The organism is Bradyrhizobium tropiciagri (assembly GCF_018130545.1).
GTDB lineage: Bacteria > Pseudomonadota > Alphaproteobacteria > Rhizobiales > Xanthobacteraceae > Bradyrhizobium > Bradyrhizobium tropiciagri_A.
Genome location: NZ_JAFCKF010000003.1, coordinates 142,522 through 168,796, shown reverse-complemented (window position 1 = coordinate 168,796; position 26,275 = coordinate 142,522). Strand labels below are relative to the sequence as shown.

At 64.5% G+C, this 26,275-nt stretch carries 22 protein-coding genes; 13 read left to right on the top strand and 9 right to left on the bottom strand.

Annotated elements, in window-relative coordinates:
- Positions 1–8: 8 nt before the first annotated feature.
- The 4 genes from JQ616_RS13390 (at position 9) to JQ616_RS13375 (ending at position 4,771) form a co-directional block, all read left to right on the top strand.
- Positions 9–503, top strand: coding sequence for a hypothetical protein (locus JQ616_RS13390; RefSeq protein ID WP_212015059.1), 495 nt, complete (start codon positions 9–11; stop codon positions 501–503).
- Positions 504–663: 160 nt separating this feature from the next.
- Positions 664–2,322, top strand: a complete 1,659-nt coding sequence (locus tag JQ616_RS13385) for a long-chain fatty acid--CoA ligase (protein ID WP_212015058.1) — start codon at positions 664–666, stop codon at positions 2,320–2,322.
- Positions 2,323–2,353: 31 nt separating this feature from the next.
- Positions 2,354–3,571 (top strand): ABC transporter substrate-binding protein, encoded by a 1,218-nt coding sequence (locus tag JQ616_RS13380; protein WP_212015057.1) that lies wholly within the window; start codon positions 2,354–2,356, stop codon positions 3,569–3,571.
- A 39-nt stretch (positions 3,572–3,610) separates the two neighbouring features.
- Positions 3,611–4,771, top strand: coding sequence for an acyl-CoA dehydrogenase family protein (locus JQ616_RS13375; protein WP_212015056.1), 1,161 nt, complete (start codon positions 3,611–3,613; stop codon positions 4,769–4,771).
- Positions 4,772–4,797: 26 nt separating this feature from the next.
- On the opposite strand, the gene JQ616_RS13370 is transcribed toward JQ616_RS13375, so the two are convergent.
- Entirely contained in the window at positions 4,798–5,529 is a 732-nt protein-coding gene (locus JQ616_RS13370; protein ID WP_212015055.1) for an alanyl-tRNA editing protein, read from the bottom strand.
- Positions 5,530–5,621: 92 nt separating this feature from the next.
- Positions 5,622–6,449, bottom strand: coding sequence for an AraC family transcriptional regulator (locus tag JQ616_RS13365; RefSeq protein ID WP_212015053.1), 828 nt, complete (start codon positions 6,447–6,449; stop codon positions 5,622–5,624).
- Positions 6,450–6,609: 160 nt separating this feature from the next.
- On the opposite strand from JQ616_RS13365, the gene JQ616_RS13360 reads away from it, so the two are divergent.
- Genes JQ616_RS13360 through JQ616_RS13350 form a run of 3 tightly spaced genes read left to right on the top strand, consistent with a single transcriptional unit; the run spans position 6,610 to position 8,449 of the window.
- On the top strand, positions 6,610–7,764 hold the full coding sequence (locus tag JQ616_RS13360) for an acyl-CoA dehydrogenase family protein (protein WP_212015051.1): 1,155 nt from the start codon (positions 6,610–6,612) through the stop codon (positions 7,762–7,764).
- Between the two features lie 2 nt (positions 7,765–7,766).
- On the top strand, positions 7,767–8,099 hold the full coding sequence (locus JQ616_RS13355; protein WP_212015049.1) for an antibiotic biosynthesis monooxygenase family protein: 333 nt from the start codon (positions 7,767–7,769) through the stop codon (positions 8,097–8,099).
- 44 nt (positions 8,100–8,143) lie between these two features.
- The gene (locus JQ616_RS13350) at positions 8,144–8,449 is read left to right on the top strand and encodes a YciI family protein (protein ID WP_212015047.1); all 306 of its coding nucleotides are present in this window, start codon (positions 8,144–8,146) and stop codon (positions 8,447–8,449) included.
- Between the two features lie 27 nt (positions 8,450–8,476).
- On the opposite strand, the gene JQ616_RS13345 is transcribed toward JQ616_RS13350, so the two are convergent.
- Both JQ616_RS13345 and JQ616_RS13340 read right to left on the bottom strand, forming a co-directional pair.
- A complete protein-coding gene (locus JQ616_RS13345) occupies positions 8,477–9,277 on the bottom strand; it encodes a sterol desaturase family protein (RefSeq protein ID WP_249136749.1) in 801 nt (266 codons plus the stop codon).
- A 142-nt stretch (positions 9,278–9,419) separates the two neighbouring features.
- Positions 9,420–10,295 (bottom strand): LysR family transcriptional regulator, encoded by an 876-nt coding sequence (locus tag JQ616_RS13340; RefSeq protein WP_212015045.1) that lies wholly within the window; start codon positions 10,293–10,295, stop codon positions 9,420–9,422.
- A gap of 103 nt (positions 10,296–10,398) precedes the next feature.
- On the opposite strand from JQ616_RS13340, the gene JQ616_RS13335 reads away from it, so the two are divergent.
- Positions 10,399–11,010 (top strand): DUF1989 domain-containing protein, encoded by a 612-nt coding sequence (locus tag JQ616_RS13335; RefSeq protein WP_212015043.1) that lies wholly within the window; start codon positions 10,399–10,401, stop codon positions 11,008–11,010.
- A 30-nt stretch (positions 11,011–11,040) separates the two neighbouring features.
- Positions 11,041–11,970, top strand: coding sequence for a LysR substrate-binding domain-containing protein (locus tag JQ616_RS13330; RefSeq protein WP_212015042.1), 930 nt, complete (start codon positions 11,041–11,043; stop codon positions 11,968–11,970).
- On the opposite strand, the gene JQ616_RS13325 is transcribed toward JQ616_RS13330, so the two are convergent.
- Both JQ616_RS13325 and JQ616_RS13320 read right to left on the bottom strand, forming a co-directional pair.
- Positions 11,951–12,835: a polysaccharide deacetylase family protein gene (locus JQ616_RS13325; RefSeq protein ID WP_212015040.1), complete on the bottom strand. Its 885-nt coding sequence runs from the start codon at positions 12,833–12,835 to the stop codon at positions 11,951–11,953. The two genes, JQ616_RS13330 and JQ616_RS13325, sit on opposite strands and share 20 nt — an antisense overlap.
- A gap of 50 nt (positions 12,836–12,885) precedes the next feature.
- Positions 12,886–13,557: an FMN-dependent NADH-azoreductase gene (locus tag JQ616_RS13320; RefSeq protein ID WP_212015038.1), complete on the bottom strand. Its 672-nt coding sequence runs from the start codon at positions 13,555–13,557 to the stop codon at positions 12,886–12,888.
- Between the two features lie 297 nt (positions 13,558–13,854).
- Here JQ616_RS13320 and JQ616_RS13315 point away from each other — a divergent pair, with 297 nt between their 5' ends.
- Positions 13,855–15,315 (top strand): purine-cytosine permease family protein, encoded by a 1,461-nt coding sequence (locus JQ616_RS13315; RefSeq protein WP_212015036.1) that lies wholly within the window; start codon positions 13,855–13,857, stop codon positions 15,313–15,315.
- A 22-nt stretch (positions 15,316–15,337) separates the two neighbouring features.
- Here JQ616_RS13315 and JQ616_RS13310 read toward each other — a convergent pair whose 3' ends face one another.
- Complete coding sequence (locus tag JQ616_RS13310; RefSeq protein ID WP_212015033.1) at positions 15,338–16,264, bottom strand: LysR family transcriptional regulator; 927 nt, start codon at positions 16,262–16,264, stop codon at positions 15,338–15,340.
- Positions 16,265–16,386: 122 nt separating this feature from the next.
- On the opposite strand from JQ616_RS13310, the gene JQ616_RS13305 reads away from it, so the two are divergent.
- Both JQ616_RS13305 and JQ616_RS13300 read left to right on the top strand, forming a co-directional pair.
- Positions 16,387–17,742, top strand: coding sequence for an MFS transporter (locus JQ616_RS13305; protein WP_212015032.1), 1,356 nt, complete (start codon positions 16,387–16,389; stop codon positions 17,740–17,742).
- Between the two features lie 32 nt (positions 17,743–17,774).
- On the top strand, positions 17,775–19,019 hold the full coding sequence (locus JQ616_RS13300; protein WP_212015030.1) for a metal-dependent hydrolase family protein: 1,245 nt from the start codon (positions 17,775–17,777) through the stop codon (positions 19,017–19,019).
- A gap of 205 nt (positions 19,020–19,224) precedes the next feature.
- On the opposite strand, the gene JQ616_RS13295 is transcribed toward JQ616_RS13300, so the two are convergent.
- The gene (locus JQ616_RS13295; protein ID WP_212015029.1) at positions 19,225–22,521 is read right to left on the bottom strand and encodes an autotransporter outer membrane beta-barrel domain-containing protein; all 3,297 of its coding nucleotides are present in this window, start codon (positions 22,519–22,521) and stop codon (positions 19,225–19,227) included.
- Positions 22,522–22,889: 368 nt separating this feature from the next.
- Between JQ616_RS13295 and JQ616_RS13290 the strand changes: the two genes are divergently transcribed.
- The gene (locus JQ616_RS13290; RefSeq protein ID WP_212015028.1) at positions 22,890–24,080 is read left to right on the top strand and encodes an adenylate/guanylate cyclase domain-containing protein; all 1,191 of its coding nucleotides are present in this window, start codon (positions 22,890–22,892) and stop codon (positions 24,078–24,080) included.
- Between the two features lie 20 nt (positions 24,081–24,100).
- Here the strand turns inward: JQ616_RS13290 and JQ616_RS13285 are convergent, their stop codons facing one another.
- Complete coding sequence (locus tag JQ616_RS13285) at positions 24,101–25,414, bottom strand: chloride channel protein (protein WP_212015027.1); 1,314 nt, start codon at positions 25,412–25,414, stop codon at positions 24,101–24,103.
- Positions 25,415–26,275 lie beyond the last annotated feature (861 nt).

Genomic DNA, 26,275 nt, shown 5'->3' with positions numbered 1-26,275 from the left:
ACGGGTCGATGACCGAGGGCAGTCAGGATAGTTGTTATTCCCATCGCCAGTTCTGCTCGCTCGGCCCGTTGCCGCCGCGCACGCCGGCGCGGCCGGACCCGCAGGTGCCGCGCGAACGTGCGCTCGGGCGTTGCGCGCACGGCAAGATCGGCGCGTTCTATTTCTTCCGCGATGGCTCCGAGGACGATCCGGCGTTCGGCTTCTGCGACATCGAATTGTCGGTCCAGCACGTTGCACCAGGCAAAATGCGGCTCGAGCTCTATTGTATTGCAGACGGTTACCAGAGCCTTCGCGGCATCGGCGCGCGCCATCCGCTCAAGATTGCGGTGATGGCAGGGGATCGCGTGCTTGGCGTGGCCGACTGGCATTTCGCGGACGTGATCTGCGGCCATGCCGATCCGATGAGTTTTGCTGCTGATCTTGATATCGCTGACGAATTGTTCGCGCAGATCGATCGGGTCGAGCTGATGAAAACCACCGGCGAGGCGCGGCCGTGCGAATGACGCCGGCTTGCGACAAATGCGGGCGCGCTAGCTGCGACATAAGAAACAGGATAGACTGCTTGTAAGTTGCAAAGACGTGAGCTAGCGTTCGGCCGGCCATAAGACCCGCGGCAATCGGGCGATGGCGAGAGGGAAGAGAAACGTTGCGGGAGGCTTCATCATGCTCGGGCTGATGATGGACGCGCCGTTGCTGACGACGGGCATCCTCAACTATGCCGCAGTCGCGCACGGCGACACGCAGGTCGTATCGCGCTGCGTCGACGGCAGCATCTTCCGCTATCGCTATTCGGATGCGCATGCCCGCTGCCGCAAACTTTCCGCCGCGCTGTTCTCTCTCGGGTTGACGCCGGGCGACCGCGTCGGTTCGCTGCTGTGGAACACGCACCACCATTTCGAGCTGTTCTACGGCGCGACCGGCCAGGGCTTCGTGCTGCACACCATCAATCCGCGGCTGTTCGACGATACGCTGGTCACCATCATCAACCACGCCGAGGACCGCTGGATCGTGGTCGATGCCGCGACCCTGCCGCTGGCCGAGCGGCTGGCGCCGCGGCTCAACACCATCGAGGGCTATATCTACGCCGACAACGGCGAGGGACTGCCTGAGAGCACGCTGCCGAAGCTGATCTCCTACGAGGCGCTGCTGCAATCGCAGGCCGACGATCACCAATGGCCGGAGTTCGACGAGCGATCGGCCAGCATCATGTGCTACACGTCGGGCACGACCGGCGATCCCAAGGGCGTGGTCTATTCGCATCGCTCGATCGTGCTGGCCTCACTGTTCATGAGCACGGCCGATATGGTCGGCGTGTTTCGGCCGGGCGAACTCGAAGCCGTGATGCCGATCGCCCCGCTGTTCCACGCCAATGGCTGGATGATGCCGTTCACGGCGCCGATGAGCGGCCAGAAGCTGGTGCTGCCCGGACGCAATTTCGAGCCCGCGATGCTGTGCGAGCTGATCGCGGCAGAGGGGGTGACCGCATGCGCCGCGGTGCCGACGGTCTGGCTCGGCATTCTCCAATATCTGAAGGACACCGGGACTGAGATCCCGTCGCTGCGGGCGGCGCTGGTGGCCGGCACCAAGGCGCCGAGGCTGATGGTCGAGGATCTCGAACGCCGCGGCATTGCGGTCGGTCAGGTCTGGGGCATGACGGAGGCGGCCGGTGGCGTCCGCGCGACGCCGACGCCGGGCACCGCGCGGCTCGGCAGGGACGAGCAGCTCGATCGCAAATTGCGGCAAGGGCGGATGGGTTACGGCACGGAGCTGCGGATCGTCGGCGACGACGGCGCGCCGCTGCCGCATGACGGAGAGACACAGGGACATCTCGAGGCGCGCGGGCCGTGCATCGCATCCGGCTATTACCGGCACGCGAGCAACTCCGCGTCCGGCTGGCTGACCACCGGCGATGTCGCGCGTATCCATCGCGACGGAACCATCGAGATCGTCGACCGCTCCAAGGACGTCATCAAGTCCGGCGGTGAATGGATATCCAGCATCACGGTGGAGCAGGCGGCGATGGAGCATCCGGCGCTGGCGCTCGCGGCCGTGGTCGGTGTCTCGCATCCGCGCTGGCAGGAGCGGCCGCTGCTGTTCGCCACGCTGAAACCGGGCAGCTCGGCGTCGCGCGACCAGGTGATCGACCATCTCGCCGCGCGACTGCCGAAATGGTGGCTGCCGGACGACGTGATCTTCGTCAACGCGCTGCCGCTGACGGCGACCGGGAAGATCCGCAAGGCCGAACTGCGCGATGCGATCGCAAGCGGCGCCTATGGCGCGCTGGCGCTGCCGGAGGTCGCGATCTCCGCGACGGGACATTGAACTTACAAAAGAGGATATTGGGGAGGCATCGATGAGCCGGACATTTCGATTGGGCACTGCGATCGTCGCGCTCGGACTGCTGGCGGGCGGCGGGGCACTGGCTGCGGACAAGAAGTACGGGCCCGGCGTCAGCGACACCGAGATCAAGCTCGGCCAGACCGTGCCTTACAGCGGCCCGGCCTCGGCGTTCTCGAGCTACGGCCGCACCATGACCGGCTATTTCCAGATGATCAACGAGGCCGGTGGCATCAACGGCCGCAAGATCACGCTGCTCTCGCTCGATAACGCATTCAGCCCGCCGAAAGCGATCGAGCAGACCCGCAAGCTCGTCGAGGACGAGGGCGTGCTCGCCGACGTCGGCACCGTCGGCACCACGCCGAACGTCGCGATCCAGCAATATCTCAACCGCGCCAAGGTGCCGCACATCTTCATCTCGGCAGGCGGGCGGCGCTTCGCCGACGCCCAGAATTTCCCCTGGAGCGTGCCGATGTATCCGGGCTTCGAGATGGAGGGCCGAACCTTCGGCCAGTACATCATGAAGCACAAGCCGAGCGCCAAGATAGGCGTGCTCTACCAGAACGACGACTACGGCAAGGATTTCCTGGTCGGCCTGAAGTCCGTGCTGGGCGACAGCAACAAGCCGGTTGCGGAAGTCGCCTATGAGATCACCGAGCCGACGATCGATTCCCAGATCGTGCGCCTGAAGAATTCAGGCGCCGATGTGCTGCTGTATTTCTCGACGCCGAAATTCACCGCGCAGGGCCTGCGCAAGGTGAAGGAATCCGGCTGGACGCCGCTGCAATTCCTGGCGAGCCCGACCAATTCGGTGAAGACCGTGCTGGAGCCGGCCGGCTTCGAAAATGCGCAAGGCATCATGACGACGCAATTCACCAAGCAGGCCGGCGATCCGGCCTGGGACAATGATCCCGAGGTGAAGGAATACGTCGCGTTCATGAAGAAGTGGGTGCCGAACGACAATCCGGGCGATTTCGTCGCGCTGTCCGGCTACGTGATCGCGCAAGGCATCGCACAGGGCATCAAGCAATGCGGTGACGATCTGACGCGGGAAAACCTGCTCAAGCAGGCCACCAGCATGAAGGGGCAGCGCTTCAAGATGATGCTGCCGGGCATTCAGCTCAGCACCACGCCCGAGGACTACACGCCCTATCGGTCGCTGCGGATGGCGAGGTTCGAGGGCAATTCCTGGAAACTGATCGACGAGGCAGAAACTGCCGCCATGGCGAAGTAAGCACGACATCCTGGCGGCCAACCGAGCGGATAGACCGACATGCATTTCACCGAAGATCAGATCGCGTTCCGGAATACGTTGCGGCGGTTCATCGACAAGGAGGTCGTGCCGATCGCCGACGAGGTCGACCGCAATGACCGCTTCCCGAAGGAGTTGGTGCCGAAATTCGGCGACATGGGCCTGCTGCAACTCCGCCTGCCCGAAGCCTATGGCGGGCCGGGCGCCAATTTGACCACCGTCTGCATCGCCGCCGAGGAATTCGCCAAGGTTTCGGAATCGATCGCCCTGATCAGCGGCCAGAACGGCATCGCCATGATCGTGCCGCTGGTCTATTTCGGCAATGAGGAGCAGCGTCGGCGCTTCTTCCCGGAGATCGCCGAGGGACGAACCTTGACGGCGGTCGCGATCACCGAGCCGCAGTCCGGCTCAGACGTCGGCAGCATGAAGACCCGCGCGGTGAGCGACGGCAACGGCGCCTACATCCTCAATGGCGAGAAGTGCTTCATCACCTTCGCTCCGGTTGCCGACTACATCCTGGTGTTTGCACGGGTCGGCGATCCCTCGGGGGGCACGCGCAATATCAGCGCGTTCATCGTCGATGCCAAGTCACCCGGCGTCACGATCGGCAAGAACGAGCGTAAGCTCGGCCTCAACGGCATCCCGAATGCCCCGGTCTATCTAGAGAACGTCAAGGTCCCGGTCGAGAACCGGGTCGGCGAGGAGGGCGACGGCTTCAAGATCTCGATGCGCATCCTCGACATGAATCGCCCGACCATCGGTGCGGTCTCGGTCGGCCTTGCGCAGGGCGCGCTCGACGCCGCGATCAAATACGCCAAGGAGCGCAAGCAATTCGGCAAGGCGATCGCTGAATTCCAGGGGCTGCAGTTCATGCTCGCCGACATGGCTATGCATGTCGAGGCGGCGCGCTCGCTGGTCTATGACTGCGCCAGCATCGCCGATGCCGGTTTCGATTCGGATGCGGCGTTCCGCGCGTTCTCGGCCAAGGCCTCGATGGCGAAATGCTTCGCCAGCGACATGGCGATGAAGGTGACGACCGACGCGGTGCAGATTTTCGGCGGCGCCGGTTACATGAAGGATTTCCCCGTGGAACGCTACATGCGGGACGCGAAGATCAATCAGATCTTCGAGGGCACCAATCAGATCCACCGGCTGATTGTCGCGCGACATCTGTTGGCTTGAACGGCCGCAGCAGACCGCGGTCGCAATCAGGTGCCGGGCGCGAGGCCGACCAACCCGATCTTGACGCGACGATTGTGGCGGCCCTTGTTGTCGATCTTCAATACGCGGACAAGGCGCGATCCTCCGGTGGAGGGCAGGTGAGTGCCGCCGCAGGCCTGCCGATCGAGGTCCGCGATCTCGACGATGCGGATCTTGCCGTCCAGGGTCGGCGGCGGCGCGACGCTACGGGTTCTGATCAGCCCGTGCTGATCGATGGCATCGTCGATCGGCATGTAGCTGTCACCAACCGCCAGGTCCTGACGGATCGCATCGTTGATCGGGCCGTCAAGCACGCGCAGGCGTTCATTGTCGGCGTCCGGCAGGTCGAAATCCATGCGGGCCGTCCCGTCGGGATTCATCTGCACGCCGGTGACCAATGCGCCGTTGAACTGCTGGTAGACGAAGGCGTTGAGCAGATGCGTGCCGGTGTGGAGCTCGCGCATCATCTGGCGGAACTCGGGATCGACCACGGCTTCGACGCCGCCCGAGAGCTCGACCGGATCGGCCAGCAGGATCCAGGTTCCTCCGCCATAGGGTTCGAAGCCGGTGACGACTGCCTCTCCGCCGTTCCAGCGGATGAATCCCTTGTCCGGCAATTGCCCGCCGCCGCCGGCGAAGAACGGCAACTCCGCCAGCATGACCCGGCCCGGCTCGGCCTTGATGACGCGGGTCTCGAGCGTCAGCGTTTCCGGATGTTCATGGTAGAAGAGCCGCGACATGCGTTGTGCACCTTGAGCCTGTTCGAATTCGATCGCGCCTATCTCGGATGCAGCCGCTCCGTTGTATTGGCAAAAATTGCGGGTTTGCCATGTCAGGCCGCGGCGCGGGCGTATTGCCGGGGCGTGATGCCGTAGCAGCGCTTGAAATGATGGGTGAAGGCCGCCTGGTCGTAGAAGCCGCACACGATCGCGGTATGGGCGATGGCATCGCCCCTCGCGAGATGATCGCAGGCGCGCGCGAGGCGAATCTGGGTCAAATAGGCGTGCGGCGTCAATGACACCGTGCGCTTGAACAGGCCGATCAGCTGAAATGGCGTCAGCCCGACCTGGTCCGCCAGATCGTCAAGCGTCAGAGGCTCGCCGTAGCGATCCTGCATCATCGCATCGACCAATGCGAGCAAGCTCCGATCCCTGGGCGCCGCAGGTGGCGGCGGATTGCCATCGGCATGGCGCTCGAACAGCGTCGCGAACCCCTCCAGGAACAGCTCGCGGGTGCGGAGGCGGTCGGTGCCGCGTTCGAGTTCGCCGTGCAATCGCAGCAAGCGGCCGATCAGGTCTGCGTCGCCGAACTCGTTGCGGCAGAAATAGCCTGATCTGTAGGTGCCGAGCCCGCGGGTGAGATCGTCGATCGCGCGCTTCGGCACGTAAAATGCGCGATAGCGCCATTCGCTGCTGCGGCCCATCCAGCCCGAATGAGGTTCGCCGGGATTGAAGACCAGCAATTTGGAGGTCTGGGCGCGACCGACCACGCCGCGGCTTTTGACCTCGGCGCCGCCGGATTCGGTTGCAGCCACCACGAAGCCCTCGTGAACGTGAGGCGCGAATTCCTGGGTCGTGAAATCGGCGCACATCAGCGACAGGCCGGGCATCGCAAGGTCGTTCCAGTAGCGCGCGGTATTATGGGGATCGTGGCGGGCCATGGCCGATGCTCGGGTTGGGCCCGGAAGCGGGCGCTGTTTCGACGCTCCGGCAAATACTTGCCGGAGTCAACTATCTTGTCCGCTCAACCCGATGCAATTTTTGCCAATACGCGCGGCGCGGCTGCACCCTAGTTTTGGTCAGATGAGGCCGGAGATCAGGATGCTGACGGAAGGACAACGCCGGGTGCGGCAGATGGCGCGCCGGTTCGCGCAAAAGGAGCTTGCTCCCGGAGCCGCCGAGCGCGACCGCGCGCCGCGGTTTCCGCGCGAGGCGTTCGACAAGATGGCCGAGCTCGGCATGATGGGCATGGTGGTGCCGGAAGAGCATGGCGGCTCCGGGCTCGACTATGTCTCCTATGCGCTGGCGGTGATGGAAATCGCCGCTGCGGACGGCGCGGTATCGACCGCCTTCCAGGTGCACAATTCGCTGGTTTCTCTCGCCCTTCTCGACCATGGCAATGCGGATCAGAAAGAGCGCTATTTGCGTCCGTTGGCCCGAGGCGAAATGCTGGGCGCGTTTTGCCTGACTGAGCCGGATGCGGGATCCGATGCGGCTGCGATCAAGACGCGCGCCCGTCGCCGGGGCAATCGGTTCGTTCTCGACGGATCAAAGCAATTCATCACGTCGGGCCAGAGTGCCGACCTCGCCATCGTGTTCGCGGTGACCGATCCAGCGCTCGGAAAAAAGGGCCTGTCGGCGTTCATCGTGCCGACGAATTCGCCGGGCTACAAGGTGGCGCGCGTCGAACATACCATGGGCCAGCGCGGCTCCGATCACTGCCACATCGTGTTCGAGGATTGCGAGGTGCATCCCGAGCAGATGCTCGATGCGGAGGGCCGGGGACTGATGATCGCGCTCGCCAGCCTTGCTGCGGGGCGCATCGGGGTTGCCGCGCAGTCGGTCGGCATGGCACGCGCCGCCTATGACTGCGCATTGGCTTACGCCAGGCAACGAAAGACCTTTGGCAAGGCCATCATCGAGCACCAGGCGATCGGGTTCCGCCTCGCCGACATGGCGACCTCGCTCCAGGCCGCCGAGCTCATGGTGCTGCGCGCGGCTGCCTTGAAGGACGCCGGCGAGCCGTGCCTCAAGGCGGCGTCGATGGCGAAGCTGTTCGCCTCCGAGGCCGCGGAGAAAATCTGCTCCGCCGCGATCCAGATCCATGGCGGTTATGGCTATCTCAACGACTTTCCGGTCGAGCGCATCTATCGCGACGTCCGGGTGTGCTCGATCTATGAGGGAGCGTCCGAAATCCAGCGGCTGGTGATTTCGCGTCAGCTCGCCGGCGAGGCGCAGTTCGAGGGAGTGACCTAGCGATGATCGCGCGATTGTGGTGTGGCCGCGCCGGTGCGCAAGAGGCGCCTGACTATCTCAAGCACGTTGCCGAGACGGTGTTCCCACAGTTGCAGCGGATGCGGGGATATCGCGGTGCCGAGCTGCTGAACCGGACCGTCGGCGACAAGGTCGAGTTTCTTGCCGTGACCTATTGGGCCTCGCTCGACGACATCAAGCAGTTCGCCGGAAGTGACATCGATGTCGCCAAGATCGAGCCCCGGGCCGAGGCGCTCTTGTCGGACTACGATTCCTTTGCGCGGCATTATGAGCTGGTTCATCGCGCCGGCGATCCCGGCCGGGCAACCGGCGCATGACCGGGAAGGGCAAAGCCTGAGCGGCCAAGGAAAGGAGCTTCATCGTGCAATTTCTCGTGCTGGCCCATGACGGGACCGACAAGGATGCCAAGGCCCGTCGGCTGGCGGTGCGCCCGGCCCATTTCGCAGGGATCCAGCCGATGGTCGAATGCGGCGAGCTGCGCGCGGCCGGTGCCATCCTCGACGACGCCGGCGACATGATCGGATCGGTCATTCTTGCAGAGTTTCCAACCCGTGCGGATCTCGACGCGTGGCTGGCCCGCGAACCCTATGTCACGGAGAAAGTCTGGCACACCGTCGAGGTACGGCCATTTCGGCTTGCTGTGCTCGACGGCAGGATCACGCCGTGAACCAATGCGCGTGAGCCGTTTTGATACCTAGGTGCTCGACGGATTGTCGCGCTTGCGCGTCGCGGCCCATGCCATGAACGGGTAGGCCAGGAGGGCCAGATAGCCTGACGGCATCGGGTGATCGACGCCGAATGTCTTCGGCTTCTGTCCCTTCGGAAGGTGAATGCTTCCGAACAGCACATCGTAGAACGAGAACAGCCCGGCGAAGTTCTTGTCTCTGGCTTCCTGCTCGCTGCTGTGGTGCCAATGATGGAATTCCGGCGAGACCAGCACGTGGCGCAGCGGTCCATAGCCCAGGCGCACATTGGCGTGCGCGAGCCACGCCTGCCAGGAATAGATGAGAATGTAAGTCCCGATCGCTTCGAGGGAGAAGCCGAGTGCAAACAGTGGGAATAGCGAACCGGCCTTCATGAAGATCACATCGAGCGGGTGCTGGTGAACCGCAGCGAGCCAGTCCAGTTCTTCGACGGCATGATGCACGGAATGGATCTGCCACATCGCGGGCACGGAATGCAGGATGCGGTGCGTCCAGTAGACGCCGAGATCGCCGATCAGGAGCGCAAGAAGCACTTGGACCAGATAGGGAAGGTCGGCGACCGCCTGCTTCACCGCCGAAGGCACGATCAATTGATTCACCAGCGTGGCCACGGCGACGACGACGATCACGCCGATCAGCACCAGCCACCCGTTGAGAAACAGGAAGCCCATATCGGTCAGCAGACCGCGCCTGAAAATCTTCTGAGGCCTCGCACTGAACAGCTGCTCAAGCGGCAAGAAGATCAAAAGTGCCAGCAATAGAAGCTGATACTGTTTCAATAACTCGTGCATTCAAATGGCCACCTGAAATGGCGCCAGCCTATCACCTGGGCCCCCGATACCGTCAATCGGAAAGCGGGTCTAAGGACAAGCCGCACCGCAAGAGCGTTAATCGGCATCCCCGTGTCGTTACGGGGGCCGCCGCCGACGGAACTCAGGCGCGCAAACCCCGCCGCAGCAGTTTGGCGAAATCCTGCGCCATCTTTGACGGCGCTTCATGGGTCGGGGAGAGGATGGCGACCTGGTACTGGATCCTTGGCTTGAACGGCCGGATGGCGAGGCCTTCGGTGAACGGCTTGCTCACCACGGGATCGACGATGCCGACGCCACGGCCCTCGGCGACGAGCTGGCACGCGGTCGAGAAGAATTCAGTCTCCGCGACCACGTTCCAGCGCGCGCCATATTCGGAGAAGGCGGATGCCAGCTGCTGGTAGATCGGATCACCACGGAACAACGTGACGAACGGGACGCCATCGAGGTCATCAGGGGTGATCTGCTTGAGCTTCGCGAGAGGATGCCCATGCGGCAGCATGCATGCGCAGTCATACGAGAACACTTCCATGTGCGAGGTCGGATAATCCAGCGGCAGCTCGGCAACCGCGAGATCGAATTGCTGCGTGGCGATCAGCTCCCGGACGGTCGCGGAATTCCGAGTGATGATCTTGATCTGCAGCTCGGGCTTGTTCCTGGCGAATTGCGACAGCAGGCGCGGCAGCAGGTTGATCGAGATGCTTGGATAGGCCGCGATGGCGAGGTGACCGCGCCGGCCGGACCTGATCTCGGCCGCAACGCGCGATGCGTTCTCGACGGCTTCGAGGGCGCGTGCGGCCTCGACATAGAACAGCTTGGCTTCCGGGGTCGGTTGCAGGCGGCCGCCACGGCGCAGGAAGAGACTGAGGCCGGTCTCGTGCTCGAGGCCTGCGATCATCGTGCTGATGCCGGGTTGCGACATGCCGAGCAATTCGGCCGCCCTGGTCATGGTGCCGTGGAGCATCAGGGCGCGGAAGCATTCGAGCTGTCTGAGGCGCATGGGACGACTATACGAATCTGCTATAATGGACACAATTAATATTATTGGAATTGCATGACGGGCGGTGCTCCAGTGGTGCGACGAGCCATTGAGGAGGCACCACGTGACCGCAACAACCATCGATCTGACCCGTGCGCGTCTGATTCCTGCACGCAATGGCGTGGCGGCTCGCGTGGATGCGGGAGAGACCGTCACGGTCGTCAACACCCACGGCAAGCAGGTCGTCGACACCTGGGCCTTCAATGCCCGCGACACCGACGAGTTCATGTCGATGGAGCATAGCCGTGCGTCGATGCTGCGCCTCATTCCGCGCGTGGGCGACACGATGACGACCAACAGGCGACGCGCGATCCTTACTTTCGTCGCCGACACGACGCCGGGAATCCACGACACGCTGATCGCGGCCTGCGACATTCACCGCTATCGCCAGCTCGGTGCGGTCGGCCATCATGCCAATTGCACACAGAATCTGGCGCAAGCGCTCGAGGCGGTCGGCCTGTCGGCTGCGGTGACGCCGGCTCCGTTGAACCTGTTCATGAACGTCCCCGTAACCGACGGCGGAAAGCTCGACTTCAGATCTCCCGTCAGCGAGGCCGGGCAGTATGTGGCGCTGCGCGCCGAGATGGATCTGGTCATCGTGTTCTCCGCCTGTCCGCAAGACATGGTGCCGGTGAACGACATGCGGCCGACCGACGCACACTTCCTGATTGCTTGATGCAGGGCCCGGTCCTGCGGAGAACCAATTATGCGCAAGCTGCCGCCGCTCAATGCCGTCCGCGCGTTCGAAGCCGCCGCGCGCCACGAAAGCTTCACCGCTGCCGCCAATGAACTCTGTGTCACGGTGACGGCGATCAGCCACCAGGTTCGTCAACTCGAAGCAATTCTGGGACACAGACTGTTCGAGCGCTCGGGTCGCGCGGTGGTGCTGACCGCGGACGGCCACGCGGTGTTCCCGTTGCTGCGCGACGGCTTCGACCGCATGGCGAGCGCGTTTGCCGCGATCCGGCCGCCGGCCGACGGCGATGCGATCACCGTTTCGACCACGCGGGCCTTTGCCGAACGCTGGCTGATGCCGCGGCTCGCCGGCTTCAACGCGGCGTTTCCTGATCTCGTCGTCCACATCGATGCGACCGAAGAGATCAGGACGCCGGGCTCCGACGGCGTCGATCTGGCGATCCGTTACGGACGCGTTGACCGCGCCGGTGAAAAATCGGTGCTGTTCAACGACCGCTATATTGCCGTTGCGGCGAGCGCAATCTGTCCGCCGAATGGTCGCCTCTCCATTGACGACCTCCGCACACGATCGCTGTTAGCCTTCCGCTGGAAGAACGCCGCGTTGGATTCGCCTGCGTGGTCCTCGTGGCTCGCGGGCTCCGATCATGATCTCGGCCGCGAGTTCCGGATCTCCTGGTACAGCGAGGAGCCGTTGGCGTTGTATGCCGCGGAGCGCGGGCTCGGACCTCTGCTGTGCAGTGATGCGCTGGTGGACGAGCAATTGCGCGAGGGCACGCTACGCCGGCTCGACGGCCCCGCGCTTCCGGGATTCGCCTATCGGCTGGTGGATGCGCCCGGCACTGCCCGGCGCAAATCGGTGACGGCGTTCGTCGATTGGCTGCGCGGAGAGGCAACCGCATTCCGCACCGCCCCGCAGCAGATCATGACACGGGCTGCGTGAAATAAGGCAGGGTCTCGACCCTGACCTGATAGGTGCCCGTCTTGAGCAGGCCGTCGACATGCGCGGCGATTTCCTCGAGCGATGCGAACCACACCTTGCGCTCGGCAACGATCCGCTCGAGCCAGCGCTCCACGACGCGCCAGCGGGCGAGCCGGCCGGTCAGAAACGGGTGCCAGATCCCCATCCAGAATCCGCCGGCCTCATAGGCCGCCTCGAACTCCTCGAAGGAGCCGGCAAGGCCTTCGCTCGGCGATTTGACCGGCATCATGTAGCCGATCTCGGCGTAATGGGCGAAAGGCGGCCAATCGTCCGATCCCCAATGCGGCGGCATCTCGTAGAGCGATCCGCGCGCGGTGCGCATCTGGTAGGGGATGTCGTCGGCCATCAGCGACGAATCGTAGACGAAGCCGTGCTCGATCAGGAGGTCGATCGTGGCCTGGTTGGCATTATAGACCGGCGCGCGGTAGCCGCGGGGCTTGCGCCCGGTCATCGCGACATGAATGCCGAGCGCGCGCTCGAAGGCCTCGCGCTGCGCCGCCGAGGAAATCTCCGTCGGATCCTCATGGATATAGCCGTGATGGCCGATCTCGTGGCCATCCCTCAGGATCGCCTCCACCGCATCCGGATAGCGCTGCATGGTCCAGGCCGGCATGAAGAACGACTGTTTCAGGCCGAGGCGCCGATAGGTCTCAAGGATGCGCGGCACGCCGACGGTCGGTCCGTATCGTCCCATCGTGATCGGATAGAGCCGGTCGAACGAGTCCTTCGGGCGGGCGATGTGGATCAGACTGTCGGCATCGACGTCGAACGTGATCGCACAGGCGCAACGCGCGCCGTTCGGCCAGGGGATGGGATTCTTTATCATTGGATCATCATCATTGGATCATCCTCGTGCGGCCGGCAGGCCGGGGTGCATCATTCTGCTGCGACATTAACAGGCCCGTCGATTCCAAGACACTGCCGGACCAGCATCGGAATTGCCGCAAAGGCATCGGCGACCGACCGCCGGTAGCGTTCGTCGTTGAACTCCTGGTAGTCGACCGCGATCAGATGGCTTTCCTGCACCCCAAGATAGTGGGCGCAGGTGAAGATGTGGGTCTCCAGATGATTCATCGTTTCCCGCACCCCGCCGGGGCCGAAGCCGAATTCGCCGCGCGAGCTCAATACCACCAGCGTCTTGCCGCGCATGATCGGCTCGAGCGGAAAGTCGCCGCGTGCGAGATCGAAGCTGAAGGTCCTGCCGATGCGGATCACCTTGTCGAACCATGACTTTAGCGCTGCCGGCATGCCGTAATTGTGCATCGGCGCCCCGATCACGATCACATTGGCGCGGTCGAGTTCGTCGATCAGTTCGTCGGAGAGGCGAAGCTCGTCGTGCTGCTCCGCCGTGCGATCGCCGGGCGCGGTGAAGGCGGCGGCCACCCAGGCCTCCGTGATGAGGGGCGGCGGGGTGCGGCCGACATCGCGCGAGATGATCGTTGCGCCGGGCTCGTGCGTCAGCCAGTGCTCGACAAACGACCTGGAGAGTTTTCGGCTGACCGAACGGTCGCCGCGCGGACTGGCATCGATATGCAGAAGTGTCGTCATCCCTGGCCTCGGCTGATTGGGAGCAATGCGTCGGCTCCACAATGACCGAGTGCCGCCTGCGGCGTGATTGACGAATCCGGCAAGTGAGTTGAGAAAATCTCAACAGTGAAGCTGCGCGCCATGGTGACGCGCCGTGCGAGCCCGATTACGACACGATCTGTCACTATTCAGCACGCAGGCTTCACTCTCGATGTCGTCTCAACCCGGCTTGAGGATTTCTCATTATCACCTCGCAGCCGCCTGCTGCTCAGATGTCCCATCCCGGCGCAAACCAATGCGCCGGACAACGGGGGAAACATGTTGCTCAAGCAGACACAGCTTCCGGCACAGGATGAGGCCGGCTTCGACGCCCACGGAATTGAGCCGGTGCCGGCGGCGCATCGCACATCGTCATCGTTCGATCAGTTCTGGATCTGGACCGGCGCGAACATCGCGCCGATCAACTGGGTGCTGGGCGCGCTCGGCATCCAGCTCGGCCTCAGCCTGCTGCAAACGCTTGCCGTCATCGTGGTCGGCAATCTGTTCGGCGCTGCGCTGTTTGGCGCGTTCTGCCTTATGGGACATCGCACCGGCGTGCCGCAGATGGTGCTGGGTCGGCTGGCGTTCGGCCGCCGTGGCGCCTATCTGCCGGCACTGGCGCAGGTGCTGATGCCGATGGGGTGGGTCGCGATCAACACCTGGATCGTGCTCGACCTCTGCATGGCGGCGCTCGAGCGGATGGGGATCGGCGGCGGCGTCGAGCTCAAATACGCGATCGCGGTGCTGGTGATGCTGTTTCAGGTCGGCATCGCGGCCTGGGGCTTCAATGCCATCAAGGTGTTCGAGCGCTACACCATGCCGGTCATCCTGCTGATCATGGCCGCCATGACCGTGCTCGCGTTCCTGCACGTCGATATCAAATGGCAGTCTGCGACCGTGATCGGTATGCCGGCCTTCGCCGCGGCGACGCAATTGATGACCGCAATCGGCATCGGCTGGGGCATCTCATGGCTCACCTATGCGTCCGACTATACGCGCTTCACCAGGCCCGCGCTCGGCGCGGCCAAGGTGTTTCGGGCGACCTTCCTCGGCATGTTCCTGCCGACCGTCTGGCTCGCGTTCCTTGGCGCTGCCATTGCATCCGGCGGCGCCGGGTCCGATCCGTCGAAGCTGATCATCGCAGCGTTCGGCACGATGGCGCTTCCGGTGTTGCTGGTTCTGCTCCATGGTCCGATCGCGACCAATATCGTCGTGATCTATTCGGCGGCGCTGTCGTCGCTCGCGCTCGATCTGCGACGGCCGCGCTGGGTGATCTCGGTGGTCTCCGGCCTGATCGCCACCGCGATCCTCTACGGCTTCCTGCAGTCGGGCGATTTTGCTCACTCCTTCGACAATTTCATGGTCGCCTTGATCGTCTGGATCAGCCCATGGGCCGGGGTCACGCTCGCCGACTTTTATTTGGTGCGACGCGGCCGGATCGATGTCGCGTCGCTCTACGTGGAGCCGGACCAGGATCGTGACTTCAACTGGGCCGGGCTGATCGCCTTTGCCGCCGGCTTCGCAGCGGCGTGGGCCTTCCAGATGGGCACCATCAAGGCGATGCAAGGCCCGCTGGCGTTGGCGACCGGCGGGGTGGACCTGTCCTGGCTCACGGGCATCGGCGTTGCGATGGCGAGCTATCTTGTGCTGCATCGGCTGTTTGGGCGTCCGTTGGCGCGAAGCGTCCCGTCACCGGCCGCAGACGTAGCGTCGATCGAGCCTGCGCCCACATCGACCTGACAGAGGCACGCCTTGCGCCGGTTCACTCCATCCGCGCAAACAGCTCCACCAGGGTCTCGCGCAGCCAGCGCTGCGCGGGAACCGTGTCGTTACGCTGGTGCCAAAACAGGCTGACGATGCGCGGCGGCGCCGGCAGCGGGACCGGCATCGCGTGCAGATGCGGTGCGTGGCGGGTCTGCGCGCTGAGATCGCGCGGCAGCACCGCGATCAGGTCCGACTGGCGCACGATCTCGTAGGCGGCATTGTAGTGATTGACTGTCGTGACCAGGTTGCGCGACAGGCCGCGCGAGGCGAGGAACTGGTCGTAGGTCGGCAGCGTCTTGCCGGCGAGGCTGACATCGACATGCTTGGCGTTGAGAAAGCTGCGCGCGCTGAGCCGCTTCCCGTTCGCCAGCGGATGATCCCGCCGCATCATGCAGGCATACTCCACGGTCCACAGCGAGCGAGAGCGGATCGCGGCCGGCGGTTGCTGCGCCTCGTTGACATAGACGCTCAGCACGCAATCGACCCGGTTGTCCTCGAGGCGGTCGCCGATCTCGAGGATGGTATTGGGCAGCGTATGGATGCGCGCGGAAGGCGCCACCTCGCCGAAGCGGTTGAGCAGCCGCGGCATCACCAGCGAGGACACGTAGTCCGACATCGACAGGCTGAATTCAGCCTCGGTGCGCCGCGGATCGAACGCGTCCTCGTCGAGTGCGTGGCGAACGTGCTCCAGCGCATCGCCGATTGGCTGCCACAGCGCCACCGCGCGCTGCGTCGGGCGGATGCCGCTCGCCGTGCGCACGAACAGGGGATCGCCGAGCGCGTCGCGCAGCCTTGCAAGCGCGTTGCTGACCGCGGGCTGGGTCATCGTCAGCGCGCTCGCGGCGCGCGTCACGCTGCCCTCGGTCATCAGCGCCTCGAAGACTTTCAGCAGATTGAGGTCGAGGGTGCGGAAGGACACGGGCAATATTCACAGGGGTGATGTACCAGATAATAATTATAAATTATTCCCATAATATTGATTTGTCTATCATTCCCCTCGCTGACCCCGTGGCGCGTGCCGACCGCGGGGCGGAGGGGGGCTATTTCATGTCGATGATTTCGGCGCGCATCGAGCGCCTGCCATTCGCGCGTTTTCATGTGCACCTGCTGCTGATGGGTGGCCTCGGCTATCTGTTCGACGCGATGGATGCCGCGGTGCTGGCGTTCATCCTGCCGGTGTTGCGCACCGCCTGGAGCCTGACCAATGTCGAGACCGGCGTGCTCGGCAGCAGCACCTTCGTCGGCTATCTGTTCGGCGCGCTGCTGGCGGGGACGCTGGGCGACCTGATCGGCCGCCGCGCGGTGATGATGTCGGCGCTGGCGCTCTACAGCGTGGCCTCGCTGGTCAGCGCGGCGGTGGATAGCTGGCCGGCGTTCTTTGCCGCGCGCGTCGTCGCCGGCATGGGCACCGGCGCTGAGAGCGCGATCATCGCGCCGTATCTCGCCGAGTTCGTGGCGCGGCGTTACCGCGGTGCTTTCACCGGCGCGCTGGCGGGCTTCTTCTCGTTCGGCTTCGTCGCCGCCGCTCTGCTCGGCTATTTCATCGTGCCGGCTTATGAGAACGGCTGGCGCATCGTGCTCGTCATCACCGCGGTGCCGGTCGTGATGCTGCTGTGGTGGCGGAGATCGCTGCCGGAATCGCCGCGCTGGCTGGAAAGCCGCGGCAGGGAGAAGGAAGCCGAGGCGGTGCTCGACAAGGTCGAGGCCAGCTTCGCGCGCGAGGGCCGCGTGCTGCCGCCTCCCGTCGTGGAGCCGGCTGCACCTGCCGTCTCGTCCGGCACGCTGCTGAGCAATTTTGCCGCGCTGCTCGCCGGCCGCCAGGCCCGCATCACCACCATGACATGGATCATGTGGCTGTCGATCACCTTCAGCTATTACTCTTTCTTCGTCTGGATTCCGGGCCTGCTGGTGCAAAACGGCATGAGCATCACCAAGAGCTTTGGCTATTCGCTCGCGATGTATTGCGCGCAGGTGCCGGGCTATTTCACCGCCGCGTTTTTCAACGAGCGGATCGGACGGCAGGCGACGATCGCGACCTACATGCTGTTCGGCGGCATCAGCGCGCTCGGGCTCGCCTTTGCGTCCAGCGACGGGCAGATCATGACGGCCGGCCTGCTGCTGTCGTTCTTCATGAACGGCACCTATGCGGGCGTCTATGCCTACACGGCCGAGGTGTTCCCGACATCGATCCGGACCACGGGGGCAGGGCTCGCATCCGCGATCGGCCGTATCGGCGCGATCGCAGCACCCATCCTGGTCGGTTACCTCTATCCGAATTTCGGCTTTGCCGGCGTGTTCGGCGTCACCACGAGCGTGCTGTTGATCGGCGCGCTGACCGTCGTGCTGATGGGCGTGCCGACCCGCGGCCGATCGCTGGAAGACATCGCAAGCGAAACCGCGTGATCATTCGAGCTGCGCGCTGACAGGAGACCTTTATGACAAGCATCCTCTTCAAGAATGCCGCGCTGCTCGACCCGCTGCGCTCCGATCTGCTCGAAGGCCATCACGTACTGGTCGAGGATCGGCTGATCAAGGAGGTCTCCGACCGGCCGATCGAGGCATCAGCCGATCGCGTCATCGACCTCAAGGGCAAGACCCTGATGCCCGGCCTGATCGACCTGCATGTGCATGCGGTCGCGGTCGAGCTTGATCTCTCGCAGCAGGCCCGGATGGCCAACGTGCTGGTGACGCTGCGCTCGACCATGCTGTTGCGTGGCATGCTGAAGCGCGGCTTCACCACCGTCCGCGATGCCGGCGGCGCCGGCTATGCGCTGAAGCAGGCGATCGACACCGGCCTGACCGATGGTCCGCGGCTGTTCGTCTCCGGCCGGGCGCTGAGCCAGACCGGCGGGCACGGCGACGGGCGCGCCCGCTCGGACTATCTGGCCGACCCGACCTGCTCCTGCTGCGTGCGGGTCGGCGCCATCGCGCGCGTCGTCGACGGTGTCGATGCAGTGCGCAAGGCGGTGCGCGAGGAGCTGCAGATGGGCGCCGACCAGATCAAGATCATGGCCTCCGGCGGCGTCGCGTCGCCGACCGATCCGATCGGCGCCTACGGCTACTCCGAGGACGAGATCCGCGCCATCGTCGCCGAGGCGAAGGCGCGTCACACCTATGTGCTGGCCCATGCCTACACCGCCGAGGCGATCGAGCGCGCAATCCGCTGCGGCGTGCGCACCATCGAGCACGGCAATCTGGTCGACCTGCCGACCGCGCGGCTGATGGCCGAGAAGGGCGCCTATGCGGTGCCGACGTTGGTCACTTACGAGGCATTGGCCAACGAAGGCGCGAAATACGGCCTGCCTGCCGCGAGCGTCGCCAAGATCGCCGACGTGCGCGATGCCGGCTTGCGCTCGCTCGCGATCTACCGCGAGGCCGGCGTCAAGATGGGGTATGGCTCCGACCTGCTCGGGCCGTCGCAGCGATTGCAGAGCGACGAATTCCGGATCCGCGCCGAACTGCTCGGTCCGCAGGCGGTGATCGCCAGCGCGACCATCATCGGCGCCGAGGTGCTCGGCATGGAAGGCAAGCTTGGCCGGATCGCGCCGGAGGCGTTCGCGGACCTGCTGGTGGTGGAAGGCAATCCGCTGCGCGACGTGTCATGCCTGCTCGGCCAGGGCGAGCAGATCCCGCTGGTCATGAAGGCCGGCAAGGCCGAGGTGGATAGGTTGGGCGGGTAGGCTCCGCTTCACCTCGCCCCGCGTCCGGGGAGAGGTCGGATTGCATCGGAGATGCAATCCGGGTGAGGGGGAGCTTCCGTAGACGCCGCTATCAACGTCGATGCGGAGACGGCCCCTCACCCCAACCCTCTCCCCGTAAGAACGGGGCGAGGAGGCGCAGCGCCGTTGCCGCTCGAACTCAACTCAATCTCATTGCGCTCCGGCCTCACCACACCACGCGGAATCCCGCGCTGCCCTTGTAGCTGTAATTGGCCGACGCATCCTGCAGGCTGGCGCGATAGGTCGCCTCGCCGAACAATGTGTAGCGCCCGCCCGCCCAGCTGTAGCTGCCGCCGCCGCCGATGCTGCCCCAGAGGCGGTCGTTGGCGCTGGCGAAGCTGGTGCCTGCGACCGCGACGTTGGTGCCGTCGAGGAATTCGTAATGCAGATTGCCGATCGCGTAGAGGTCGGAGCGGCCGCCGTCGCCCCAGCTCTTCTGGTGATTGAGCGAGAGGCCGACGCGGCCGAGCAGGCTGTCGGCATTGGTCAGCGAGACCAGCGCGCCGAAGCGGTCGGCGAACCCGTCGAAGTCGACCTTGGAGTAGGCGAGCTGCGCCTGCGGGGTCAGCGTGAAGCCGTTGCCGATGGTGTATCGCTTGCCGCCTTCGACACTGAACGCATAGCCGAGGCCTTCATTGCCATGGGCCATGCTGCCGACGAGGTCGGAGGTGAGGTCGCCGCGATAGAACATGGTCTGCATCTGGCCGTCGATGTAGATGCCGTTGTCGCCGTACCAGGTGGCGGTGGCGCCGACGCCGGTGCCTTCAGCGCGGATCCGGCCGTTGCCGAAGAACGAGTTCACGTAAGCCGTGGTCAGGCCGTATTGGAGCGTGAGGCTGACGATCAGGCGGCCATAATTGTTCTCGAGCGCGAGACCGTCGAGCCCGGCCTGCGCCTTGAAGTCGTCGCTGTTGGTGGTCGAGCCCGTCGTGTTCGACGGCCGCAGGCTGGTTTGCCCGCCCTCGACGCGGCCCCAGAATGCCGATTGCGTCCATGAGCTGTCTGATGTCGCCGCGGGCGTCACGCCCATCCGCGCCATCGCCTCGCTCGGGTTGCCGTTGCCGCCCCAGTAGCGGTTGCCGACGCGCTCCTGCATCGAGGGCAGCGCGTTCATGCCGAGCAGCACCTGGGCGTAGTTCTCGTACAGCGGCACGCCGGGCTGATACAGCGGACCTGCGGGCACGCCCGCCGGTGTCGGCGCGGTCGGGTCGCTTGAGGGCACCAGGGTGGAGCGCAGATACCAGTCGCCGTCGGTCGGCGTCGAAACGCCGTTCTTCTGCAACGTATAGGCATAGGCGCCGGCGACGATCGCCTGCTGCCCTTGCAGCGAGTAGTTGCCGGCCAGCGCGAATGTGCCGTTGGAGGCGCCGGTGACGTCGATCAGCTTGATGCCATTGACGGTCTGCGCGCCGCCGCCGCCGGCATTGGCGATCCGGACCGTCGAGGTGCCCGATGTGCTGCCCGCAATGAGGCGATCGGTCGCCGAGCCGTCGCCGCCGAGCACCGTGTTGAACAGCAGCGTGCCGCCATTGCCGGCATAATTGCCGGCAACTGTCAGCGTCGTGCCGGGCGTGGCGCCAAACCTGATGGTGCCGGCATTGCTGAGCGCGCCCATGGTCTGGTTGAAGCCGTTGAGGTCGAAGGTGCCGCCTGTGCCCACTGTCGCGGCCGACGCGGCGCTGAAGGCATTGGCCGCGCCGGCTTGCAGCGTGCCTGATGTGACCGTGGTCGCGCCGCTATAGGTGTTGACGCCGGACAGCGTCTGCGTGCCGCCAGAGACCGCGAGCCCGCCGGTGCCGCCGATCTTGCCTGCAAAATTGTCGCTGCCATTGGTGATGGTCAGCGTCTTGCCGCCGAGCGCGACGCTGCCGGTGCCGGCAAGGCTCTGGATGCTGGTGCCGGCACTGGTGAGGCCGGAGATGTCGAACACCGAATTCGCCACCACATGGCTGGAATTGCTGATCGACCCGGTGCCGGTCAGCGCCAGCGTGCCTGCGGAGATCGTTGTTACCCCGCCATAAGTGTTGGCGCCGGACAGCGCCTCGGTGCCGCCGGCGAGCGTCAGTCCGCCACTGCCGCCGATCACGCCGGCGAAGGTGTCGTTCGCCGCGGTCAGCGTCAGCGTCCTGGCGCCGAGATCGACGCTGCCTGTGCCGGACAGCCGCTGGATGCTGGTGCCCGCACTGGTGAGGCCGGCGATGCTGAACGTGCCGTTCGCGATCACCTGGCTGGAGGCGGAAATATCGCCAGCGCCGGTCAGTGCCAGCGTGCCGGCCGTGATGGTGGTCGCGCCGCTATAGGTCTGCACGCCGGATAGCGCCTGCGTGCCGCCCGTGAGCTGCAATCCGCCGGTGCCGCTGATCGTGCCAGCGAACGTATCGTTCGCATTGGTGATGATCAGGTCCTTGGTGCCCAGCGTGACGCTGCCCGCGCTGCTGCCGGCGAGGCTCTGGATGTGCGCGTTGGGGTCAGACATGAACGAAAGATCGAAGATTGCGTTGTCAACCACGCGGCTCGAACTGGCAACGCCATTGCCGGAGCCGGCGAGGGCAGACAGTTGGAGTGTGCCCTGCTGGATCACCGTTTCGCCGGTGTAGCTGCTGCCGGCGCCACCGAATCTGAATATCCCGGCGCCGGTCTTGGTCAATCCGCCGACGCCGCTAAAGCCGTTCGCTTGGAGGATGAGAAACCCGTTGTTATCGATGGTCAGTCCACCCGCAGCAATATTGTTCTGGGCGGCCGTTCCGGTTGATACGGCGGTGGTATTGATGAGCGCGCGGAAAATGGCGTTGTCAAAATTCACCCGGCCGTGCGCGTTGCCGACCGAGATACCAGCGCCGTGATTCTCCACCGTCGCGTTGCTGACGTTGAGGGTGGCTGAGCCGGCGCCAGCCGGACTGCCCACGATGATTCTGCTTGTGACGGAGACGGTCGCGCCGTCCGTAATGTTGAGCACGCTCGTGGCGCCAGCGAACAGGGAGATCGTGCCGGCGTTCCACCGGGTGCCGGCCCCCGTCACGGTGACGGTGGCAGTGCCACCTGCGACATCGCCGATCGCGGCGGTGCCGGTCATCGTCAACGTGCTGCCGTTTTGGATCGTGAGATTGGTCGCGCCTCCGGCCAAGTCGCGAACATTCAACGAGGCAGCCGTACCGGTGGCACCGGGATTCACGCCGAGAACGACGTTTGAACCCGGCACAATGTTAGCGGCCCCACCGGCGACCGGGGCCGTGCCGCCGGACCAGTTCGAGCCCACCGTCCAGTCATTGCTGGTGGCACCGGTCCAGCTCTGCGCCGCGGCCGAGCCCGGCATCAGTGCGGAGAGTGCGGCGACCGATACGTTCAGCAGCAGCAGGCGCTGGAAGTGCGCGCGCGTGCGGGCCGTCGAGGCAGTCCGGTGCGGATCGAGTGGATTGTCACCAACGTGTCGCGGTTTCGTCGCAGCCCCGATGCATTCGCGCATGGCGCTCAGCCCTTTGTTCTTGCCGCTGCCCGGCAGGTTGCATTCCGGCAAACCTTCGCCGGCAGCGGATATGTGTTACGCTATGTGACTCACTGTGACCTGACAAATGAAGCTTATCGTTCCCCGGGTGAAACCAAGCGCAGTGTGCTCACAATGCAACGTCCGCGCGCTGCAATTAATCGATCGCTAACCAGTTGAGCTAGGCCGGCGCGATCATGTGTTAAGCGGGAGTGAAAACCGCCGGGGAGGGCCGAATGACCCCGGCTACGCAGCGCTCGACCCGCCCGATCACATTACCGCTGGTAGCGTTGACGTTGCCGGGCGGAACCACGACATATCGCCTGCCAACCGCCGCTTCGGAGCCAGCCATGAACGCCCCCAATATCGAGCCCGTCACGCCGCAGTCCGACGGCGACGTCGTGGCCTGGCTGACCAACGAGACGCGTGACCAGCGCTTCATCGACAACATCTTCGCCGAGCTGTGCCTCCGGTTGCAGAACGCGGGCATCCCGATCAAGCGGGCGACGATGAATCTGCTGATCCAGCATCCGCAGTGGCTCGGCGCCCGGATCATCTGGACCGACGGCAAGCGCGAGGCCGAGATCACGCGGGTCGACTACGAGGTCAGGGAGCGTTCGGAATATATCGGCAGCTCCGTCTACGAGATCCAGGAGGGTGCCAGCGAAGTCCGCGAGCGGCTCGAACGCGCGGGTGGCCGACAGCACGCGCTCTATGACGAGATGCGGGCGCAGGGCCTGACCGACTATGTGGCGTGGGCGCTGCTGCATACGCTCGGCAAGCGGCATGTCGTGACCTTTGCGACCGACCGTCCCGGCGGTTTCGATGACGCCCACATCGCCAGCCTGAAGAAGGTGCTACCGGTGCTGGCGCTGGTCAGCGAGATCCGGATGAAGAACCGCCTGGCGCGGACGCTGCTCGAGACCTATGTCGGCACCCATGCCGGCGAGATGATCCTGGCCGGCGCGACGCGGCGCGGCAGCGGCACGACGGTCCGCGCCGCGATCATGATCTGCGACCTCAGAGATTTCACCCGCATCTCGGATAGCTGGCCGCGCGATGACGTGATCGATCTGCTGAACGACTATTTCGACGCGATGTCGGAGCCGATTGCGCGGCATGGCGGCGAGATCCTGAAATTCATCGGCGACGGGCTGCTCGCGATCTTCCCGCTCAGCGAACCCCGGGCCTGCGCCAATCTCCTGCACGCCGTGTCCGAGGCGCGGGTGGCGATGGCGGAGCTGAGCGAAAAGAACAGCATGATGGGCAGGGCACCGATGAATTACGGCATCGGCGTCCATGTCGGCGACGTCATGTACGGCAATATCGGATCGCGCAGCCGGCTCGACTTCACCGTGATCGGTCCTGCGGTGAACATGGCGTCGCGGCTCGAAACCCTCACCAAGCAGCTGAAGAAGAAGGTGCTGCTGTCGCGCGCCTTTGCCGATCTTGTCGAGCACGATTTCGCGCTCGAACATGTCGGCGAGCATGCGGTGCGCGGCTTCAGCGAGCCGATCGAGCTGTTTGCCTACAACGGCTGAAAGCAGATTGGTCCGCTAGGTCAGACCGGCGTCGTCCTCTGCGGTGACGAAGCGCGCTCGATGAATCCCTTGGCGAGGGCGTGATAGACGCCCTCCTTGCAGATCAGCTTCGAACTCGCATTGGCGATCAAGGCCGCGGCCATCAGCGGCACGACCATCGCGTGGTTGTCGGTCATCTCGGTGACGATCACGAAAGCCGTGATCGGGGCCTGAACCACGCCGGCGAAATAGGACACCATGCCGAGCAGCATGATGGCCGGCAGCGGCGCGCCGTGAAACAGCGGCGCGATGTTGGAGCCTATTCCGGCGCCGACCGCGAGCGAGGGCGCGAAGATGCCGCCCGGCATGCCGCTGATCGAGGCAAAGATGGTCGCGAGGAATTTCCAGACGCTGAAGCTCTCGGGCAGTTGCGATCCGGCCTCGAGCGCGGCTTTGACCTGCTGATAGCCGGTGCCGTAGATCGCACCGTCCGAGGCGATCCCGCAAATCGCGGCCGCCAATCCGCAGACCGCGGCAAAGCCGACCGGATAGCGCTTGATCGCGCGTCCGACCGGATTGGCGAATCCGCGCGCCATGACGATCAGGATGCGGCTGAACAGGCCGCCGGCAAGGCCTCCAGCCACGCCGCAGAGCGGCACCGCCAGCCAGTCGAGGCCATTGCGCAAGCCCGTCGCGCTGGTGCCGAAATACGTGTAGTTGCCCATCAGCGCGAGCGACGTCAGGCCGGCGGCGATGACCGCGCCGATGATCAGGCTGGAGGTTCGCGTCTCGAAGGCGCGACTCATTTCCTCGATGCCGAACACGATCCCGGCCAGCGGCGTGTTGAAGGCTGCCGCGACACCCGCGGCCGCGCCGGCGAGGATCAGGCCGGGTTGACGGCGGGGCGAGAAGCGGCCGAGCGCGAACATGATCGACGCGCCGATCTGCACCGTCGGCCCCTCGCGTCCGACCGAGGCGCCGCAGAGCAGGCCGAGCAGCGTCAGCAGGATCTTGCCGACCGCAATGCGCAGCGAAACCAGGCTCTCGCGCGCGGTCTGGTCGGTCAGGTTGCGGGCGGCGATGGCCTGCGGGATGCCGCTGCCTTGCGCGTTCTGAAAGAAGCGGTTGGTCAGGAAGACCGAGAGGGCGAAGCCGGCGGGCGTCAACAGCAGCGCGGCATAACGGAGATGCGACACCAGCGCGGAGAAGGCGATCTGTGCGAGATCGGCGAGCTGTGCCAGCGCGACCGCCGCCGCACCGACCGCAATGCCACCGAGCAGGAAGATGGCGCGGCGCTGCCAGCGCGTGGAGACAATCTTGAATAACCGCCTGTGGCGGTTGGAGGGGAAGGTCATTCCGACAATATTCTGGCTGACGACGTGGTCCGGTACGGACCGATCACGTCATTCCTAGCACGCGTCGATGTCATGCGAAGCTCAAGAAATCAGCATGGCGTGCCAAACGGTCGTGCTGTTCGGCGACCTTCGGCAAGCTCGCGCATGAGTTTTACGATCTGAACGACTCCGCCCTGGCGCGTGCCTTGCCGGCGCGATCCCGCCTTGAGGCATGAAGCCGCAGAACTACGGGGGAGGGGAAGGTTGGCACAAACTGCACTTTCCGTGGTTCCCGCGGAGGCATAGCCTCCGTGTCCCCATTGAAGGGCGCATGTCATGTCCGAAATTATTTTCCGAGCGGGCATCGTCGTATTGGGACTTTGCCCGATCGCAATGGTTGCCGTTGCTCTTTTGATTTGATGAACGTCCCACCTGGCCCGACTGCGCCACCCGGGCCGGTAGATGGCCCCAGCACCTGCCTCCCAGGCCCCCAAAGGTGCTGGGGCCACTCAAAAATGAGGCCGCCAGTTGGCGGCCTTATTGTTGGATGGGGCGAGTATCCTCGATGAGGGAATGGCTGTTGTCGCCGGTATTGATGCCGTCTCACCAACACGGGCCTTGAATCGAAAAGGGCCGTCGCATGGGCGGCCCTTTTCTGCCGGTCGCAATAGATCCGTAAAAACTCAGCCGTGAAAAAATGCTCTGTAAAGAATGGCAATTGCCGGCAGGGTTTGTATTACGACCGTCCTGTCTCTGCAGAAATCCGGATCAGTACGGTGTTCCCTTGGTGGAACCAGCGGTCTGGGCGAAACCAAAACAAGCGCGACAGCAGCGTCTGCAATGGGAGTGTGGTCGACAGCGTGCCGTCTATCGCGGCCGCGG

Excerpts from the sequence above, each read along its gene's own strand:
- JQ616_RS13330 (WP_212015042.1), top strand. The coding sequence starts at position 11,041 with ATGCGCAAGCTGCCGCCGCTCAATGCCGTCCGCGCGTTCGAAGCCGCC.
- JQ616_RS13365 (WP_212015053.1), bottom strand. The coding sequence starts at position 6,449 with ATGGCCCGCCACGATCCCCATAATACCGCGCGCTACTGGAACGACCTT.
- JQ616_RS13380 (WP_212015057.1), top strand. The coding sequence starts at position 2,354 with ATGAGCCGGACATTTCGATTGGGCACTGCGATCGTCGCGCTCGGACTG.
- JQ616_RS13300 (WP_212015030.1), top strand. The coding sequence starts at position 17,775 with ATGACAAGCATCCTCTTCAAGAATGCCGCGCTGCTCGACCCGCTGCGC.
- JQ616_RS13290 (WP_212015028.1), top strand. The coding sequence starts at position 22,890 with ATGAACGCCCCCAATATCGAGCCCGTCACGCCGCAGTCCGACGGCGAC.
- JQ616_RS13320 (WP_212015038.1), bottom strand. The coding sequence starts at position 13,557 with ATGACGACACTTCTGCATATCGATGCCAGTCCGCGCGGCGACCGTTCG.
- JQ616_RS13385 (WP_212015058.1), top strand. The coding sequence starts at position 664 with ATGCTCGGGCTGATGATGGACGCGCCGTTGCTGACGACGGGCATCCTC.
- JQ616_RS13315 (WP_212015036.1), top strand. The coding sequence starts at position 13,855 with ATGTTGCTCAAGCAGACACAGCTTCCGGCACAGGATGAGGCCGGCTTC.
- JQ616_RS13375 (WP_212015056.1), top strand. The coding sequence starts at position 3,611 with ATGCATTTCACCGAAGATCAGATCGCGTTCCGGAATACGTTGCGGCGG.
- JQ616_RS13340 (WP_212015045.1), bottom strand. The coding sequence starts at position 10,295 with ATGCGCCTCAGACAGCTCGAATGCTTCCGCGCCCTGATGCTCCACGGC.
- JQ616_RS13390 (WP_212015059.1), top strand. The coding sequence starts at position 9 with ATGACCGAGGGCAGTCAGGATAGTTGTTATTCCCATCGCCAGTTCTGC.
- JQ616_RS13285 (WP_212015027.1), bottom strand. The coding sequence starts at position 25,414 with ATGACCTTCCCCTCCAACCGCCACAGGCGGTTATTCAAGATTGTCTCC.
- JQ616_RS13345 (WP_249136749.1), bottom strand. The coding sequence starts at position 9,277 with ATGCACGAGTTATTGAAACAGTATCAGCTTCTATTGCTGGCACTTTTG.
- JQ616_RS13325 (WP_212015040.1), bottom strand. The coding sequence starts at position 12,835 with ATGATAAAGAATCCCATCCCCTGGCCGAACGGCGCGCGTTGCGCCTGT.
- JQ616_RS13295 (WP_212015029.1), bottom strand. The coding sequence starts at position 22,521 with ATGCGCGAATGCATCGGGGCTGCGACGAAACCGCGACACGTTGGTGAC.
- JQ616_RS13355 (WP_212015049.1), top strand. The coding sequence starts at position 7,767 with ATGATCGCGCGATTGTGGTGTGGCCGCGCCGGTGCGCAAGAGGCGCCT.
- JQ616_RS13370 (WP_212015055.1), bottom strand. The coding sequence starts at position 5,529 with ATGTCGCGGCTCTTCTACCATGAACATCCGGAAACGCTGACGCTCGAG.
- JQ616_RS13360 (WP_212015051.1), top strand. The coding sequence starts at position 6,610 with ATGCTGACGGAAGGACAACGCCGGGTGCGGCAGATGGCGCGCCGGTTC.
- JQ616_RS13305 (WP_212015032.1), top strand. The coding sequence starts at position 16,387 with ATGTCGATGATTTCGGCGCGCATCGAGCGCCTGCCATTCGCGCGTTTT.